We start from the raw sequence: 17,632 nt of genomic DNA, 5'->3' as shown, positions 1-17,632 counted from the left end.
AACTGACTATGGCGCTAGGAGCGCCGCTCCAATGGCAGGCCATCGTTGATGGCGTACCAGTCGGCCTTCGATTCCGGAAAAATATGCTTCTGCGCGATTTCACCCACTTGTGTATCCAGCGTGCCCAGCGCGACTGACAGCCAGTTCGGGTGGGGCTGTTTGCTATACCACTGCAGGCTCGAACCACAGTGCTTGCAGAATGTCCGGGTCACCCCCGATGAAGACTGGTAGATGCCCAGTGACTCCTCGCCTTGGGTGAAGTGGAAATCCTTGCGTCGCACGTTGCCGTAAGTGGCGAATGCCGCACCATGGGCTTTGCGGCACATCGAACAATGGCAATGAGTCGCCGACTCGATAGGCGTATCGATGCGGTATTTCACTGCAGCGCAAAGGCAACTGCCGCTGTGCATGGATTCGCCTCCCGGTCGGCAGCCGAGTCTTAGCGACTAGCGCGGCGGCTCATAAAGGCCAGGCGCTCAAGCAGTTGCACATCCTGCTCGTTCTTCACCAGCGCACCGGCCAGAGGCGGGATGGCCTTGGTGGGGTCGCGTTCGCGCAGCACGGCTTCGCCGATATTGTCGGCCATCAACAGTTTCAGCCAGTCGACCAGTTCGCTGGTGGATGGCTTCTTCTTCAGGCCCGGCACCTTGCGCACGTCGAAGAACACGTCCAGCGCCTCGGCGACAAGGTCCTTCTTGATGTTGGGGTAGTGTACGTCGACGATCTTCTGCAGGGTCGCGCGATCCGGGAAGGCGATGTAGTGGAAGAAGCAGCGGCGCAGGAAGGCGTCCGGCAGTTCTTTTTCGTTGTTCGAGGTGATGATGATGATCGGGCGTTTAGTCGCCTTGATGGTCTCGTCAGTCTCGTAAACGTAGAACTCCATCTTGTCGAGTTCTTGCAGCAGGTCGTTGGGGAACTCGATGTCGGCTTTGTCGATCTCGTCGATCAGCAGGATGACCCGATCTTCCGACTCAAAGGCTTCCCACAGCTTGCCCTTCTTGATGTAGTTGCGCACGTCGTGGACTTTGTCGCTGTCCAGTTGCGAGTCGCGCAGGCGGCTGACCGCGTCGTACTCGTACAGGCCCTGGTGAGCCTTGGTGGTGGACTTGATGTGCCAGGTGATCAGGCGCGCGCCAAAAGACTCGGCCAGTTGTTCGGCCAGCATGGTTTTACCGGTGCCCGGCTCACCCTTGACCAGCAATGGGCGCTCCAGGGTGATGGCGGCATTAACCGCGAGCTTGAGGTCGTCGGTGGCGACGTAGGACTGGGTGCCTTCGAACTTCATCGGTAAATCCTCGAACGGTAACGCGCAGGGCCATACCCGCGGGTTCAGTATTTGAAAAGTGGACTATAACGCGCAGCCCCGGTGACTGTGAACGTAGACGGGCTATTCAGTCACTGAATGGCGGGTCACCTGGCTACTGTTGCTGTTCCTGGTTATCAAAGCGGCTGCTGAAGGCGCGTACAAAGGCGTTGCGCAGGATCGCTTTAAACGCCTGCCAGCGGCTGATGTCATAGGTTTTGAGGTCACCTTCAATGTTCACCCGAGTGGCGAACTGGTCCTTACGCTGGTTTTTCAGCAGCCAGCTGCCGCCGCCGACCAGGGCTTCCCAGGCTCCGGTGAGTAGGTTCTTGTCCTTGGCCGCGACATCCTGCTGCCAGTCGAAGACTTCCATGTTGCGCAGCAGCGGTTTGGCATAACCCTTGAGCTTGCCTTGGCGGGCATCCAGCTCCATGACGAAGTCGCCTTGGCCTGCGGCAAAGTCGAAATCGGCGTAGGCGCGGGTAAAGCTGTTGAGCTGCTTGAGCTGGATATCGGTGATGCGCAGGCGCAGATCGAAGTCGTCCAGCTGGCCGAGCGGGTCGAAATTGGCACTGGTTTGCACAGGGGCTTGCTCGAACACCTTGGCGGTGGCCTGCAGGCTGGCGGGACGCGTATTGTCTGCGACGCTGACGTTGCTCAGGTTGAGGATGCTGCCATTGATCTCGCTGGCCTGCAGGTCGACCGGCGGCTTGGCGGTGAAGTTGCGAAAGGCCAAGTTGCCATCGATTACGCGGATTTCGTTGATATGAATCGGCAGCAGGCCCCTGAGCTGGGCGCGCCAGTCGACGCCTTCACCGGTCTGTGAATTGGCGGCGTTACCACCGTCAACAAAGGTCAGCTGCGGCCGCTCGAAGGCCACTTTGGCGACTATCGAACGGTTATTCCACAACTCGCGCCAGCTGACGGCCAGGTCGATGACCGGGGCTTCGAGCAGCGGCACCGGTACCTGGCCATTGAGTTTGACGATATTCAGGCCGTTGATCTGATAAGCCCCGCGCCATAACGCCAGGTCAATATCGCTGATCTGCCCACGGTAATCGCCCATATTCGCCAGCTGGTTATTCAGGTAATCGCGCAGCAGCCAGGGCAGGGCGATATGCAGGGCCAGCAGGGTGATGGCCAGGGTGAGCAGAGTCCAAAGGGGCAGTGCGTAGCGCTTTCTCATACAGAAACAGACTTATCCAATCACAATAGGTTTCCGCCGAGCTGTGTACATGGCTGGACTGCCACACGAACGGGCCTTAGGCTTGGGAGCTTACTCGGTAACGCATGAACAAGGACCTCGCCATGAGCCGCATCTTCGCAGATAACGCACAAGCCATCGGTAACACCCCGCTGGTTCGGATCAATCGTTTGGGCCCAGAGGGCGTAACCATTCTGGCCAAGATCGAAGGGCGTAACCCCGCCTACTCGGTAAAGTGCCGCATTGGCGCCAGCATGATCTGGGATGCCGAGGAGCGCGGCGTGCTCAAGCCAGGCATGACGATTGTCGAGCCAACCTCGGGCAATACCGGTATCGGTCTGGCCTTTGTGGCTGCGGCGCGTGGCTACAAGCTGCTGCTGACCATGCCAGCTTCGATGAGCCTGGAGCGGCGCAAGGTGCTCAAGGCCTTGGGTGCTGAGCTGGTGCTGACCGAGCCGGCCAAGGGCATGAAGGGCGCTATCGAGAAGGCCGCTGAAATTGCTGCCTCTGACAGTGCCACCTACTTTATGCCGCAGCAGTTCAACAACCCGGCCAACCCGGCGATCCATGAAAAGACCACTGGCCCGGAAATCTGGAACGACACCGATGGCGCGATTGACGTGCTGGTTGCTGGCGTCGGTACTGGCGGCACCATCACCGGTATTTCGCGCTACATCAAGAAGACCCAGGGCAAGCCGATTTTGTCGGTAGCGGTCGAGCCGATTGGCTCGCCTGTCATCACCCAGACCATCGCGGGTGATGAAGTCAAACCCAGTCCGCACAAGATCCAGGGCATAGGCGCTGGTTTTGTTCCCGGCAACCTCGACCTGGCCATGGTCGACCGGGTTGAACTGGTGACGGATGACGACGCCAAGGCTGTAGCCCTGCGCCTGATGCGCGAAGAGGGCATCCTCTGTGGCATCTCCTGCGGCGCGGCCATGGCGGCTGCCCTGCGTATCGCCGCCGAACCCGGCATGCAGGGCAAAACCATCGTGGTGATCCTGCCGGACTCCGGTGAACGCTACCTGTCGAGCATGTTGTTTAGCGATATGTTTACCGAGCAGGAATTGCAGCAGTAAGCATTCGGTTGTGACAAAAAAGCCGCCTGTTAAGGCGGCTTTTTTATGGGGTTTGCTTAGTTGTCGTAGCCGAGGTTGGGCGCCAGCCAGCGCTCGCTGACGTTCAAGTCCTGCTTTTTACGTGCGGTATAGCTTTCCACCTGATCCTTGTCGATTTTGCCGACGGCAAAGTACTGCGCCTGCGGATGGGCGAAGTACCAGCCGGACACCGCAGCCGCGGGGAACATGGCGTAGTGTTCGGTGAGGAACACGCCGCTGGCGCCGGCCTTGTTGAATTCGGCCGCCGGGTCGAGCAGGGTGAACAGGGTCTTTTTCTCGGTGTGGTCCGGGCAGGCCGGGTAGCCGGGAGCGGGGCGGATGCCTTTGTAGGCTTCCTTGATCAGCTCGTCGTTGGAGAGTGCTTCTTCCGGGTCGTAACCCCAGTAGTGGGTACGCACCTCTTTGTGCAGCCACTCAGCGCAGGCTTCAGCCAGGCGGTCGGCCAGGGCTTTGACCATGATCGAGTTGTAGTCGTCGCCGGCGTTTTGGTACGCCTTGGCCACTTCCTCGGCGCCAATGCCGGCGGTGGTGATAAAGCCGCCCACATAGTCGGTGACACCAGTGTCTTTCGGCGCAACGAAGTCGGCCAGGGAGAAGTTCGGTTTGCCGTCCGGCTTGATGGTTTGCTGGCGCAGGTGGTGCAGGGTGGCCAGCTTCTCGCCGTTGTCGCCATACACATCCAGGTCGTCATCGTTGACCTGGTTGGCCGGCCAGAAGCCGAACACGGCGCGGGCGCTGATCAGCTTCTCGTCGATCAGCTTCTTGAGCATCTCCTGGGCGTCGGCATACAGTGCGGTGGCGGCTTCACCGACCACTTCATCGGTGAGGATGCGCGGGAACTTGCCGGCCAGGTCCCAGGAGATAAAGAACGGCGTCCAGTCGATATACTCGGCCAGCACCTTGAGGTCGATATTCTCCAGCACCTTCACGCCGGTAAACGTCGGCACGCTCGGCTGATAGGTCGCCCAGTCGAACTTGGGTTTGTTCTCCACCGACTTGGCGTAACTCAAACGCTCAGTGCGGGCGCTGCGGTTAGCGGTGCGTTCGCGTACTTCGATGTAGTCCAGGCGGGTGCGCTCGACAAAATCGGCTTTCAATTCCTTCGACAGCAACTGCGTGGCCACGCCGACCGCGCGCGAGGCGTCGGTGACGTAGACCACCGCATCGTTCTGGTACTTGGGCTCGATCTTCACCGCGGTGTGGGCTTTGGAGGTGGTCGCGCCGCCGATCATCAGCGGCAGGTGGAAGCCCTGGCGCTGCATTTCACGGGCGACGTGGACCATCTCATCCAGCGACGGGGTGATCAGGCCGGACAGGCCGATGATGTCGCATTTCTCGGCAATGGCGGTTTGCAAGATCTTTTCAGCCGGCACCATCACGCCCATGTCGACGATGTCGTAGCCGTTACAGCCCAACACCACGCCAACGATGTTCTTGCCGATGTCGTGCACGTCGCCTTTGACCGTGGCCATGAGGATCTTGCCTTTGGCTTCTGGTTTGTCGCCTTTTTCGGCTTCGATAAAGGGGATCAGGTGCGCGACCGCCTGCTTCATCACTCGCGCGGACTTGACCACCTGGGGCAGGAACATCTTGCCGGCGCCGAACAGGTCGCCGACCACGTTCATCCCGGCCATCAACGGGCCTTCGATGACTTCGATCGGGCGCGCGCACTGCTGACGGAACTCTTCGGTGTCTTCGACGATGTGCGTGGTCACGCCTTTGACCAGCGCGTGCTTGAGCCGCTCTTCGACGCTCAGGTTGCGCCACTCTTCGGTTTCGGCCTCTTTGACGCTGCCGTCGCCCTTGTAGTTGTCGGCGATGGCCAGCAACGCTTCGGTGGCGCCATCGTGGCGGTTGAGCACCACGTCTTCCACGGCGTCGCGCAGCTCTTTGGGAATCTCGTCGTAGATTTCCAGCTGACCGGCGTTGACGATGCCCATGGTCAGGCCGTTCTGGATCGCGTAGTAGAGGAACACCGAGTGAATGGCTTCACGCACCGGGTTGTTGCCACGGAAGGAGAACGACACGTTGGACACGCCGCCTGAGCTCAGTGCATAGGGCAGGTGGTCACGGATGTAAGCGCAGGCCTCGATAAAGTCGACCGCGTAATTGTTGTGCTCCTCGATGCCAGTGGCCACGGCAAAAATGTTCGGGTCGAAGATGATGTCTTCCGGCGGGAAGCCCACTTCATTGACCAGAATGTCGTAGCTGCGCTGGCAAATTTCACGCTTGCGCGCAGCGGTATCGGCCTGGCCGGCTTCGTCGAAGGCCATCACCACCACGGCGGCGCCGTAGCGCTTGCACAGCTTGGCGTGATGCTTGAACTGCTCGACGCCTTCCTTCATGGAGATCGAGTTGACGATGCCCTTGCCCTGGATGCACTTGAGGCCGGCTTCGATGACTTCCCATTTGGAGGAGTCGATCATGATCGGTACGCGGGAGATGTCCGGCTCGCCGGCGATCAGGTTCAAGAAGGTGACCATGGCCTTCTGTGAATCGAGCATGCCCTCGTCCATGTTGATGTCGATCACCTGGGCGCCGGCTTCCACCTGCTGCAGGGCGACTTCAAGGGCTTCGGTGTAGTTGTCTTCGCGGATCAGCCGGGCGAATTTGGCCGAGCCGGTGATGTTGGTGCGTTCGCCGACGTTGATAAAAAGCGAGTTGCGGTCGATTGTGAAGGGCTCCAGGCCCGACAGGCGACAGGCCTTGGGGATATCCGGAATCACCCGCGGCGGGTACTTGCTCACTGCTTCGGCAATCGCCTGGATGTGCGCAGGCGTGGTACCGCAGCAGCCGCCGACGATGTTCAAAAAGCCCGAGGCGGCAAATTCTTCGACCACCACAGCCATTTCCGCTGGGGTTTCGTCGTATTCACCGAAGGCATTCGGCAGGCCGGCGTTGGGGTGCGCGGAGACATGGGTATCGGCCTTAGCCGCCAGCTCTTCCAGATACGGGCGCAGATCTTTTGCACCGAGGGCGCAGTTCAGACCCACAGAGATCGGGTTGGCGTGGCGCACCGAGTTCCAGAAGGCTTCGGTGGTCTGGCCCGACAGGGTGCGGCCGGATGCATCGGTGATGGTGCCGGAAATCATGATCGGCAGCTCAATGCCGTCATCCTCGAACACCTGCTGCACGGCGAAGATCGCCGCTTTAGCGTTGAGGGTGTCGAAGATGGTCTCGATCAGGATCAGGTCCGCGCCGCCTTCGATCAAACCGCGGGTGGCTTCCACGTAGTTTTCCACCAGCTCGTCGAAGGTGACGTTGCGGTAGCCGGGGTTGTTCACGTCCGGGGAGATCGAGCAGGTGCGGCTGGTCGGGCCTAAAACGCCGGCGACAAAGCGCGGGCGATCCGGGGTTTCCAGGGTCTTGGCATCGGCCACTTGCCGAGCCAGGCGTGCGCCTTCGACGTTCAGCTCATAGGCCAGCGCTTGCATGCCGTAGTCAGCCTGAGACACCTGGGTGGCGTTGAAGGTGTTGGTTTCCAGAATATCCGCGCCGGCATCCAGGTAGGCCTTCTCGATAGCGCCGATGACGTCCGGGCGGCTGAGGATCAGCAGGTCGTTGTTACCCTTTACATCGCTTGGCCAATCGGCGAAGCGCGTGCCGCGATAGTCCTCTTCCTCCAGCTTGTAGCTCTGGATCATGGTGCCCATGCCGCCGTCGAGGATCAGGATGCGTTCCTTCAGGGCTTGCTGAAGGGCATTGAGGCGGGCACTGCGATCGGACAGAGACATGGAGAGAACTACCTGGGACGCGTGAAAAAAAGATGCGCGATGATAACAAAGCTGCACGCTTTTGCAGTGGGCTGTGCTTTTACATGAATCTTGCTCATGTTCACGGGTTGGCCTAGGTGACCCAGGGCCAGCTAGAATCGCCATTTAAGCCATTTTAGAGACGTTTCTATGGTCTGCCGCTTACTGCTCGCTGTGTGTTTGTTGTTCATTGGCTCATTACAAGCGGCCGAACCCATTTCCTATAGCCGTGATGTTCAACCGATCTTTACTCAGCACTGTGTGGCTTGCCATGCCTGCTACGACGCGGCCTGCCAGCTCAATCTAGGCAGTGGCGAAGGCGTGCAGCGCGGTGCCAGCAAGGCGGCGGTTTACAACGGCACGCGCACCCAGGCCCAGGCCACTACGCGACTGTTTGTTGATGCCCACGGTGAGGCCGCGTGGCGGCGTAAGGACTTTGTGTCTGTGCTGGATCAGCAGGGCAGTCAGGCCGCGTTGATGGCCCGCATGCTGGAACTGGGTCATCAGCAGCCGTTTGCCGCCAACAGCAAATTACCGGCGCAGCTGAATATCGGCATCAACCGGGTCAACCAATGTCCGCTTCCTCAGGAATTTGAGGCGTTTGCTCGGAAAAATCCGCAAGCCGGCATGCCGTTCGCAGTGACCGGGCTGAGTGATGCCGACTACCAGACGCTGCAGGCTTGGCTGGCGCAGGGGGCACCGGTAGATGAGCAGGCGCTGCAGGCCAGCGCGGCGGAGGCAGAGCAAATCGCCAGCTGGGAAGCGTTTATGAACGCTCCAGGCGCCCGCGAAGCATTGGTGTCACGCTGGCTCTACGAGCACCTGTTTCTGGCCCATCTGCATTTCACCGGCGGTGAGCCGGGGCATTTCTTCCAGATGGTGCGTTCACGCACGCCTACTGGTAAACCTGCGGACATCATCGCCACGCGTCTGCCCAATGATGACCCCGGCACTGAGTTCTACTACCGCCTGATCCCCGTTCAGGGCGTGATTGTGCATAAGACCCACATCACCTATGGCCTCAGTGCAGCCAAGTTGAAGCGGGTCAACGAACTGTTTTTTGCCAGCGATTGGCAGGCTGACGCGGTGCCAGGTTATGGCCTGCAGCGCCGTGCCAATCCATTTGAGACCTTTGCGGCGATTCCGGCCCAGGCGCGTTACCAATTTATGCTGGATAACGCTGAATACTTTGTGCGCACCTTTATTCGCGGCCCGGTGTGCCGCGGACAGATTGCCACAGACGTGATTCGCGATAATTTCTGGGCGGTGTTCCAGGACCCGCAGCATGACCTCTATATCACTGACCCTGAGTACCGTGAGGAGGCCAAGGAGTTGTTGGCCATGCCGGGTCAACTGGACAGCATCGGCGACACGCTCGGTCTGTGGCGGACTTACCGCGACAAGCGCAATCAGTATGAAGCGCTGCGTATGCAGCGCTACGCCGATGCGCCAGCGCCCAGTTGGTCGCATATCTGGGCCGGTAACGACAACGCACTGCTGTCGATTTTTCGCCAGCACGACAGTGCGTCGGTGCGCAAAGGCCTGATTGGCGAAGTGCCGCAAACCATCTGGTGGCTGGATTTCCCGCTGCTGGAGCGTACCTATTACCAGCTGGTGGTGAATTTCGATGTGTTCGGCAACGTGTCGCACCAGGCGCAAACGCGGCTGTACTTCGATTTGATCCGCAACGGCGCCGAGGTCAACTTTCTGCGCTTGATGCCAGCCGAGTCGCGGCAGGGCTATCTCAGCGACTGGTACCAGAGCAGCGGCAAACTGAAGATCTGGCTGGATTACCAGGCCATCGACAGCGAAAGCCCGAGCGCCCTGCGCTTGCCTGACAGCGACCCTAAACGCAGCTTTGTCGAAACGCTGCTGGAGCGCTACGGCAGCCTGAATGCCCGGCCCGACCCGATCAACCGCTGCACGGGTGCGTATTGTCATCGCCCTGAGCTGGATGCCGAGTTACAGCGCGCCGAACAGTCTCTGAGTCGGTTGACGGCAAAACCTGCGGGCACCCTCAAGGTGATCGAGCAACTGCCAGAGGCTACCTTGCTGCGGGTGGAAATGGCCGATGGCCAGCGTGAGGTGTACAGCCTGCTGCGCAATCGTGCGCACACGAATGTGGCCTTTATGCTCGGTGAGGAACTGCGCTACCAGCCGGCGCTGGATACCCTGACGGTGTATCCGGGCGTGCTCAGCAGCTACCCGAACTTTATCTTCAATGTGCGGGTGGAGCAGGCGGCGGAATTTGTCACGGCGCTGGAGCAGGCGCGTGACGCAGCGGCCTTCGAAAAAGTCGTCGAGCGTTGGGGGATTCGCCGTACGCATCCGGAGTTCTGGCGCTACTTCCACGATATGTCGGCGTATATCCAGCAAACCGAACCGCTGGAAGCTGGCGTGCTGGATATGAACCGCTACCAGAACTTGTAAACGGGGAAGACCGCGCACTGCGGGGCAGTGCGCGGTTGCATCTTAGCGGTTGAAGCGTTCTACCAGCGCGTACTGGCCGTGTGCTGTGGCCGTCAGGGCTTCGCTGAGCAAGGCAGTGTCATGTGCTTCACCGGCGGTCTTGTCGGCTAGTTGGGCGATGGTGGTGATGCTACGGTTGACCTCATCAGCCACCGCGCTCTGCTCTTCGGCAGCGGCGGCAATTTGGTTGGCCATGTCGGTGATATTAGCCACCGCGTCGCTGATGCCGGCCAGAGCCTCATCGGCCTGCTGCACACGCTCAACCCCTTCGTCAGCCTGTTTGCGGCCGATTTCCATGGTCAGCACCGCCTCCTCGGCGGTGCGCTGAAGTTTGGCGATCAACTGGTGAATCTGCCCGGTAGATTCGGCGGTCCGCTGCGCCAGTGAGCGCACTTCATCGGCCACCACGGCAAAGCCTCGACCCATTTCGCCAGCACGCGCTGCTTCGATGGCGGCGTTGAGGGCGAGCAGGTTGGTCTGGTCGGCAATGCCTTTGATCACATCGACCACTCCGCCGATTTCAGTGCTGTCCTGGGCCAGGCGGGTCACCGTTTCACCGGTATCACCCACCGATTGCGACAGACGCTGAATGGCTGCGCGGGTTTCTGCGGCAATGCCACGACCGGCGCTGGTCAGGCGGTTGGCATCCTGGGTGGCGATTGCGGTACGGGCGACGTTGCTCGCCACTTCCAGGGTGGTGGCGGCCATTTCATTGATCGCAGTGGCCACCTGGTCGGTTTCGCTGCGCTGGCGCTCAAGCCCGGCGGAGCTGTTGTGCGCCAGTGTGTCGGCCTGCTTGGCTTGCTGGGTGAGCTGTTCGGCGGTGTCCTGCAAGCGCGTCAGGCAGGTTTTCAGGCGCGCTTCCTGGCTGAGGATGGACATTTCCAGGCGGCCCTGGGCGCCGCGGCTATCGGTGTACATTTGCGCAATCAGCGGGTCGGAGGTGGTCTGGTCGGCCAAGCGCAGCAGGCGTTTGAGGCCACGCTGTTGCCAGTTCAAGCCGGCCAGGCCGAGCGGCACCGAGAGCGCCGCTGCCAGGGCAAATCCCCAGCTGGAGTCGAGCCAGGCACCGATCAGGAAGCCGATCTGGCTGACCAGAATAAATGGCAGCCAGTCCTGCACGATTGGCAGCCAGCGGTCACTGCCAGGAATGGCCGATTTGCCGCTGTTGATGCGCTGGTATAACGCCTCGGCCCGGCGAATCTGCTCGGCCGTTGGTTTGACCCGAACTGACTCATAGCCCACGACTTGGTTGCTCTCTGTCACCGGCGTGACGTAGGCATTGACCCAATAGTGGTCACCGTTCTTGCAACGGTTCTTGACGATCCCCATCCACGGCCGGCCTTTTTTCAGGGTGTCCCACATATGCTGGAACACCGCTGCAGGCACGTCCGGGTGACGTACCAGGTTGTGTGGCGCACGAATCAGCTCATCGCGGCTAAAGCCACTGATCTCGACAAAGGCGTCATTGCAGTAGCTGATCTGGCCTTTGAGGTCGGTGGTGGAAATCAGTCGTTGCTGCGCGGGGAAGGTGCGCTCGCGCTGAGTAATAGGTTGATTATTGCGCATGGCGTTTTTTATTCCTTTAAACGTTACCGGTGCTTCGGCCGTTGCTGGCGGAAGTTTAGCCCGTGAATCCAGGCGTAACCGACAAGGGACTGGTTGTGGCCGTGTGACACGTTGTTTTGCTGGGGCGGCCGATGAGCGGTTGGCAGGCTCTAGAGCCTTGCGCAGTGGCGCCAGTCTAACCTGCAGATCAGGAAAAGGCCGATGCAAAGCAAGCACGGGCGGGTGACTCGGCTATGATGCGCGCCTTGAGGAGAGTCGCTGATGAATACGTTGTTGTTGCACTGCCGTCCGGGTTTTGAAAATGAGGTGTGCGCGGAGATCGCCGAGCACGCCGCGCGCCTGGACGTTGCCGGTTATGCCAAGGCCAAGCCAAGTACCGCCTGCGCGGAATTTATCTGCACTGAGGAGGACGGTGCCGAGCGCCTGATGCGCGGTGTGCGCTTCAATCAGCTGATCTTCCCGCGGCAGTGGGCACGCGGGGTGTTTATCAACCTGCCAGAGTTGGACCGGATCAGCGTGCTGCTCGGCCATCTGGCAGATTTTCCGGTATTCGGCAGCCTGTGGTTGGAAGTGCTGGACACCAACGATGGCAAGGAATTGTCGAATTTCTGCAAGAAGTTCGAGGCGCCGCTGCGCAACGCCCTGACTAAGGCCGGCAAGCTGGTCGACGATGCACACAAGCCACGCCTGTTGTTGACCTTCAAAAGTGGTCGTGAGGTGTTTGTCGGCATGGCCGAGGCGAATAACTCGGCGCTGTGGCCTATGGGCATTCCTCGGCTGAAGTTCCCCCGCGAAGCGCCGAGCCGCTCGACGCTCAAGCTGGAAGAGGCCTGGCACACCTTTATCCCCCGCGAGCAGTGGGATGAGCGCCTGTCCGATGAGATGACCGGGGTTGACCTCGGTGCTGCACCCGGTGGCTGGACCTATCAGCTGGTCAAGCGCGGCATGCTGGTGACGGCCATTGATAACGGGCCGATGGCGGAAAGCCTGATGGACACGGGTCTGGTCAACCACTTGATGGTCGATGGCTTCACCTGGACGCCCAAGCAGCCGGTGGACTGGATGGTCTGCGATATCGTCGAGAAACCGGCGCGGACTGCGGCAATGGTGGAAACCTGGATTGGCGATGGCCATTGCCGGGAGGCGGTGGTCAACCTCAAGCTGCCGATGAAGCAGCGTTACGCCGAGGTCCGTCGCCTGTTGCAGCGCCTGGAAGATGGCTTTGCCGAGCGCAAGATCAAGGTGTCGATTACCTGCAAACAGCTCTACCACGACCGTGAAGAAGTCACTTGTCACCTGCGCCGCTTAGGTAAATAACCCCTCAATGCCTGGTCAGTTGCGGCTGTAGCGGCAGCAGCTGCGGCCACTCGACGCTACCTTGCAGGGTGCTGCTTGAGAGCTGCCAGGAACCGTTGAACAGGTATTGGCCACTAAAGCCGCTGATACGCAGGCCCAAGGTGTCGCCCGTTTGCAGCTCTGCGCTAACGGCAGCCAGTTCCGTGCTGGCTTGCCCATTGAACGGGGTGACCTGTTCACTGAGTACCTCACTGCTGCCATCGGCGCGCTTGACCACCAGGGCGGCAAACAGCGTTGGCATTCCTTCGGCGTTTTCCAGATGCATGCGGGGCACGCCAACCAGTGCGCTGCTCGTCTGTACCTGTTGCAGCGGGATAAACCGCGACGGCTGTAGCAGTCCGCTGCTAAGCGGTCGAATCGACGTGGCCGGCAGCTCTATCCGCTGATTAGCCGGCAGTTGTTGCAGAGCCACGCCCTGATCCAGATCGAGACTGACGCAGAAATCGGGAATGCTCGCTGCCACACCTCTGCGCCCGCGCAGCTTGTCTTCGTACCAACTGATGATGCTCTGGTAGAGGTTGATCGCCCGGCCATCGCAGTTCAGCACCGCTTCGTTATTGAACGGCGGCAGGCCGCTCCAGCGTTGCATGGGCGGCGGCAAAATATGCCCACCTTGCATGCCGAGCAGGCGCACATCACGGGCGCCTTGTTGCAGGCAATCCCGAATCGCCAGGCCCTGGTTGAGCGGGAACAGGGTGTCGCGCATGCCTTGAATCAATAAGGCATCAGCCTGCGGACGCTGGCCTCGTGCGCAGTAGCTGGTCAAGCTGTGGGCTTTGAGTTCGTCGCGCACCGGTTCGCGCATACGGCCATCAGCGCTTTTCAGGTAGGGTGCTTGGACGAACTTGCCCAGGTCATAACCGGTGGACAGGCCCAGGCTGAGCAGCACGCTTGTCCAGCCGATTTTCAGGTGGCTGTCCGGGGCCAGGGCTTCGCTTAGGTCGTACCAGGTAGCAATCGGCACAATCGCGTCGATGCGCGGGTCCGTAGCTGACGCAAGCAGCTGCACGGCGCCGCCATAGCTTTCGCCGAGCATACCGACCTTGGGGTCATTCGGTGCGTCCATGCTCAGGCGTGGCAGGTTGGCGGCGGCCCAGTCGATTACTGCAAGGGCATCTTGCACTTCATAGTCGGGGTCCATCATCTCGATATCGCCCTCGCTGCCGCCCCAGCCGCGCTGGTCGTAGCTGATTACCCAGTAGCCAGCCTGCCAGGCTTTCACTGCGGCGCGACCGGACATCATCTGCGTGCCGTAGAAGCCGTTCGGCCGGGTGACGCGCCAGCCGCCCCAGCCGTGGGTGTGCACGATGACCGGAGCCTGCTCGCCAGCCTTCAGTGCAGGCTGGAATACGGTGGCCGACAGCCGTGTGCCATCGCGGCCATGGATCACTGCGTCAAAGTGGGTGGCTGGTAGATCCTGCTGCGCGGTGGCGCTGAAGTCCGGCAGTTGATCACGGGCGGCGCAGCCGCTGAGCAGCAGGGTGGCAAGTAGAAGGGCAAGGCGCATGAATGGCTCTTATTGGAATGGTGGACGCTGATCAGCCTGCCTGATCAGGGCGTGGCTGCCTGCCCATCCAAGGTTGTGTTGACCTGTTGTCGGGCCAATCGCGCTACACAGGTGTTTTACATCAGGCGCTAGATGACCTTTGGGTCAGCTTTGCGCGAGAATAGCGGCCTGCTACTGGAGCCAGCCGATGTCTTTGCAAACCACCGCCATTCCCGATGCTACCCTTGATGCGACCGGGCTCAATTGCCCCGAGCCGGTGATGATGCTGCACAACAAGGTGCGCGACCTGCAGGCAGGCGGCCTGCTCAAAGTGATAGCCACCGACCCCTCGACCCGCCGCGACATTCCAAAATTCTGCGTATTTCTTGGCCATGAGCTGGTGGAGCAGGCCGAAGAGGGCGCGACCTACCTGTACTTAATCCGCAAGAAACTCGACTGATGCAGTGGTACTTCGCCTACGGCTCGAATATGAACCTGGCACGTATGCAGGCGCGCGGCATGACGGTGCTGGAGGCACTGCCGGGTCATCTCCCCGGTTACAGCCTGTGCTTTAACAAGCGGGCGGCGGATCGGGCGCCGGGGCGGGCCTACGCCAATATCCGTCACCAGCGCGAGGGGCGGGTGGAAGGTGTGCTGTATCGCCTGGCCGACGCTGGTGAGATCGCCAAGCTGGATCACTTTGAAGGTACGCCGATCTATTACAGCCGCGAATGCCTGCCGATTGTCGCGGCCCACGGCGTGCAGCCGGCCTGGGTGTATATCGCCAACCCGGTCTTTCGTGAAGAAGGGCTGTTGCCCAGCGCCGATTACCTGGCCCACCTGCTGGCGGGGCGTGAGTTATTGTCCGAAGCCTACTGGTCGACGCTGGCAGCTTGGCCCGTCCATCCCGATTGACCGGGCGCCAGGCCGCAGCTGTTCAGCACGTCCTGCCAACTGCGCACATGCCGTGCGGTGGCCTGTTGAAAGTCCGCCCATAACGACGCCTCGTCACTGCTCAATTGCTGCAGGTATTCCCGCGTCGCTGGGGGTATCTGCGCAACGCCGCTGAGGCTGCGAAGGCTGCTGCTCCAGGCTTGGCTGCGTTGATCCACGAGCGCCAGGTAGGGCTGCAGGCCACCGGCGTAATACTTGACGAAAATGTTCTGTAGGGTGCGCGCACGTTCCGTGGCCTTGCCTGTGGGGCAAAGCGGTCGACCCTGTTGGCGGCTTTGCAGCATAGCGCTGCCCTGGTTGAGGCTGTGGGTCAGGCTGGCCAGGCTGCTGATCAGCTGGCCGCCCTGGTCACTGGCGTGCAGGGCAAAGAACAGCGGATCAAGCTGTTCGGTACTCGGCGGCAACCTTGCGGGCAGCGCGCTACCGATGGCCGCCAGCTGCGCCAGGGCTTCCAGCGCCGCGTTATCTTCGCTGGCATTTGGCGGCAGCGGCTGTTCGGCAAAGCGCAGGTAGCGCTCGATCTCCGGGCTGGCATTCAAGGCATTCCAGAAGACGCCGGGCAGCTGCGCACGTTTTTCTTGCGCCAGTTGTTGAAGGGTATTGCGCAGGGGTTGCTCGTCCTGGCTGCGCAGGTGTGCGCTGCAGGCGTCCAGGGCGCGCAGCAGATCGCCTTCGTAAGCCAGGCGGCTGCTGGGTGTCAGTTGTTTACCGAGGCTGTTGTTGCGCTGGCTGATCTGCTGTTGCAGCGCCGGGCAGCGACGCACATCGACCAACAGGTCCAGCAGGCTGATGCGCAGTTCGGCAATTTCTATCAGCCGTTCGCGGCGAGCTGGCAGGCGGTAACGGGTCAGCTCGCTGGAGTCGAAAGCGGTTGCCGGTTCGACATCCAAGGCGTTACTTAAACGCTGCAGATAATCTGCCTGCAAGGCTAGGCCGTCATCAGCGGGCGTACAGGCGCACAGGCAAAGCGCAGTGAATAGAAACAGCAGGCGGGCGTTCATCAGGCCATCTTAGCGGCTCGAATACGTTTGCGCGCGCTGCCGGCCAAGCGCACGGCGAGCATACCGCCGGCGCAGGTCAGCCCTACCACCAGGCCTTGCCAGAGCCCGCTGGGGCCGCTGGGCTCGCCGAACCAGTCGGTCAGGCCGAGCGCATAACCCACCGGCAAGCCGATGCCCCAATAGGCGAACAGGGTCAGGATCATGGTCACGCGGGTGTCCTGATAACCGCGCAGTGCGCCGGCAGCCGTCACCTGAATGGCATCAGAGAACTGGAACAGCGCCGAATACACCAGCAGCGTGGTGGCTACCGCAATTACTGCACCGTCTGGGGTATAGATCTGCGCAATCTCTTCGCGCAATAGCAGCATCAGGCTAGCCGACAGGCAGGCGTAACCCAATGCCGCCGCCATGCTCACCCCGGCAGCAAAGCGCGCTTCACGCGGCTCGCCACGGCCAAGCGCCTGACCGACGCGCACGGTGGCAGCCATGCCCAGGGAATACGGGATCATAAACACCATAGAACTGAAGTTCAGGGCGATCTGGTGCCCGGCCACCACGGTGGCGCCTAGGCCGCCGATCAGCAGAGCAATCACCGCGAAGATGCTCGATTCGGCGAATACCGAGATGCCAATCGGCAAGCCGACCGAGAGCAGGCGTTTGTGCACCGGCCACTGCGGCCATTCGAAGTGGTTGAAGATTTTGCTCGCCTGATAGAACGGCGCCCACTTCACCCACCAGAGCATGCTCAGGAACATAAAGCCCATCACCAGGCCGGTGGCCCAGCCGCAGCCGACGCCACCCATGGCCGGCAGCCCGAGCTTGCCGTAGATAAAGATGTAATTGAGCGGAATATTCAGCGCCAGGCCGCACAGGCCGATGACCATGCTCGGCCGGGTATGCCCGAGGCCGTCACTGAAGCAACGCAGCACGTGGTACAGCGCCACAGCCGGAAAACCGCAGGCCACAGCACGCAGGTAGCCCATGGCGGGTTCGATCAGCGCCGGGTCGACGTTCATCAGGCTGAGGACGATTTCTGCGTTCCACAAAATCACCGCCGCCGCGATGCCCACCGCCAGGGCCAACCACAGCGCCTGACGCACCAATGGGCCGATCTCGGTATGCGCACCTGCGCCAAAGCGCTGCGCAACCTTGGGCGTGGTGGCCAGCAGAATGCCGGTCATCAGCAGAAATACCGGCACCCAGATCGAGTTGCCCAGCGCCACCGCGGCCAGATCCTGCGGGCTGACCCGGCCGGCCATCACGGTATCGACGAAGCCCATGGCAGTATTAGCCAACTGGGCAATGATGATCGGCGTTGCGAGCTTCAGCAGGCTGTAGAACTCGGTGCTGGCGCGTTGCAAGCGGGTTTGGGCAAGCATGAAAAGTAGTATCCAGCTGGTATCAGGAAACCGTGCAGTCT

Annotated in this window: 13 protein-coding genes; 5 read left to right on the top strand and 8 right to left on the bottom strand. The window is 60.8% G+C overall.

The window, feature by feature from the left end:
* Positions 1-14: 14 nt before the first annotated feature.
* From HCI85_RS11310 to HCI85_RS11300, 3 genes are all read right to left on the bottom strand, one after another.
* Positions 15-410: a GFA family protein gene (locus tag HCI85_RS11310; RefSeq protein ID WP_167144780.1), complete on the bottom strand. Its 396-nt coding sequence runs from the start codon at positions 408-410 to the stop codon at positions 15-17.
* 29 nt (positions 411-439) lie between these two features.
* Positions 440-1,285 carry an AAA family ATPase gene (locus HCI85_RS11305; RefSeq protein ID WP_160087303.1) on the bottom strand — a complete coding sequence of 282 codons (846 nt, stop codon included), beginning with the start codon at positions 1,283-1,285 and terminating at the stop codon, positions 440-442.
* Between the two features lie 133 nt (positions 1,286-1,418).
* Positions 1,419-2,489 carry a DUF748 domain-containing protein gene (locus tag HCI85_RS11300; RefSeq protein WP_167144779.1) on the bottom strand — a complete coding sequence of 357 codons (1,071 nt, stop codon included), beginning with the start codon at positions 2,487-2,489 and terminating at the stop codon, positions 1,419-1,421.
* 122 nt (positions 2,490-2,611) lie between these two features.
* On the opposite strand from HCI85_RS11300, the gene cysK reads away from it, so the two are divergent.
* Positions 2,612-3,586 (top strand): cysteine synthase A, encoded by a 975-nt coding sequence (gene cysK / locus HCI85_RS11295; RefSeq protein ID WP_090253204.1) that lies wholly within the window; start codon positions 2,612-2,614, stop codon positions 3,584-3,586.
* 56 nt (positions 3,587-3,642) lie between these two features.
* Here cysK and metH read toward each other — a convergent pair whose 3' ends face one another.
* Positions 3,643-7,359, bottom strand: coding sequence for a methionine synthase (gene metH / locus HCI85_RS11290; RefSeq protein ID WP_176600633.1), 3,717 nt, complete (start codon positions 7,357-7,359; stop codon positions 3,643-3,645).
* A gap of 168 nt (positions 7,360-7,527) precedes the next feature.
* On the opposite strand from metH, the gene HCI85_RS11285 reads away from it, so the two are divergent.
* Positions 7,528-9,807: a fatty acid cis/trans isomerase gene (locus HCI85_RS11285; RefSeq protein WP_167144778.1), complete on the top strand. Its 2,280-nt coding sequence runs from the start codon at positions 7,528-7,530 to the stop codon at positions 9,805-9,807.
* Between the two features lie 42 nt (positions 9,808-9,849).
* Here HCI85_RS11285 and HCI85_RS11280 read toward each other — a convergent pair whose 3' ends face one another.
* Entirely contained in the window at positions 9,850-11,415 is a 1,566-nt protein-coding gene (locus tag HCI85_RS11280; RefSeq protein ID WP_167144777.1) for a methyl-accepting chemotaxis protein, read from the bottom strand.
* Positions 11,416-11,676: 261 nt separating this feature from the next.
* On the opposite strand from HCI85_RS11280, the gene rlmM reads away from it, so the two are divergent.
* On the top strand, positions 11,677-12,732 hold the full coding sequence (gene rlmM, locus HCI85_RS11275; protein ID WP_167144776.1) for a 23S rRNA (cytidine(2498)-2'-O)-methyltransferase RlmM: 1,056 nt from the start codon (positions 11,677-11,679) through the stop codon (positions 12,730-12,732).
* A 4-nt stretch (positions 12,733-12,736) separates the two neighbouring features.
* On the opposite strand, the gene HCI85_RS11270 is transcribed toward rlmM, so the two are convergent.
* The gene (locus HCI85_RS11270; RefSeq protein ID WP_167144775.1) at positions 12,737-14,278 is read right to left on the bottom strand and encodes a CocE/NonD family hydrolase; all 1,542 of its coding nucleotides are present in this window, start codon (positions 14,276-14,278) and stop codon (positions 12,737-12,739) included.
* A gap of 187 nt (positions 14,279-14,465) precedes the next feature.
* Between HCI85_RS11270 and tusA the strand changes: the two genes are divergently transcribed.
* Both tusA and HCI85_RS11260 read left to right on the top strand, forming a co-directional pair.
* Entirely contained in the window at positions 14,466-14,717 is a 252-nt protein-coding gene (gene tusA, locus HCI85_RS11265; protein WP_090253220.1) for a sulfurtransferase TusA, read from the top strand.
* Entirely contained in the window at positions 14,717-15,172 is a 456-nt protein-coding gene (locus HCI85_RS11260; RefSeq protein WP_167144774.1) for a gamma-glutamylcyclotransferase family protein, read from the top strand. The genes tusA and HCI85_RS11260 overlap by 1 nt, the downstream gene beginning before the upstream one ends.
* Here HCI85_RS11260 and HCI85_RS11255 read toward each other — a convergent pair.
* Entirely contained in the window at positions 15,130-16,212 is a 1,083-nt protein-coding gene (locus tag HCI85_RS11255; RefSeq protein WP_167144773.1) for a DUF3080 family protein, read from the bottom strand. The genes HCI85_RS11260 and HCI85_RS11255 overlap by 43 nt on opposite strands.
* The gene (locus HCI85_RS11250; RefSeq protein WP_160087282.1) at positions 16,212-17,591 is read right to left on the bottom strand and encodes an MATE family efflux transporter; all 1,380 of its coding nucleotides are present in this window, start codon (positions 17,589-17,591) and stop codon (positions 16,212-16,214) included. The genes HCI85_RS11255 and HCI85_RS11250 overlap by 1 nt, the downstream gene beginning before the upstream one ends.
* Positions 17,592-17,632 lie beyond the last annotated feature (41 nt).

Source organism: Pseudomonas sp. OTU750018 (genome assembly GCF_011636575.1).
Taxonomy (GTDB): Bacteria; Pseudomonadota; Gammaproteobacteria; order Pseudomonadales; family Pseudomonadaceae; genus Aquipseudomonas; species Aquipseudomonas peli.
Note: the sequence above shows the minus strand (reverse complement) of the source record. Positions and strands in the feature narration are given on the sequence as shown.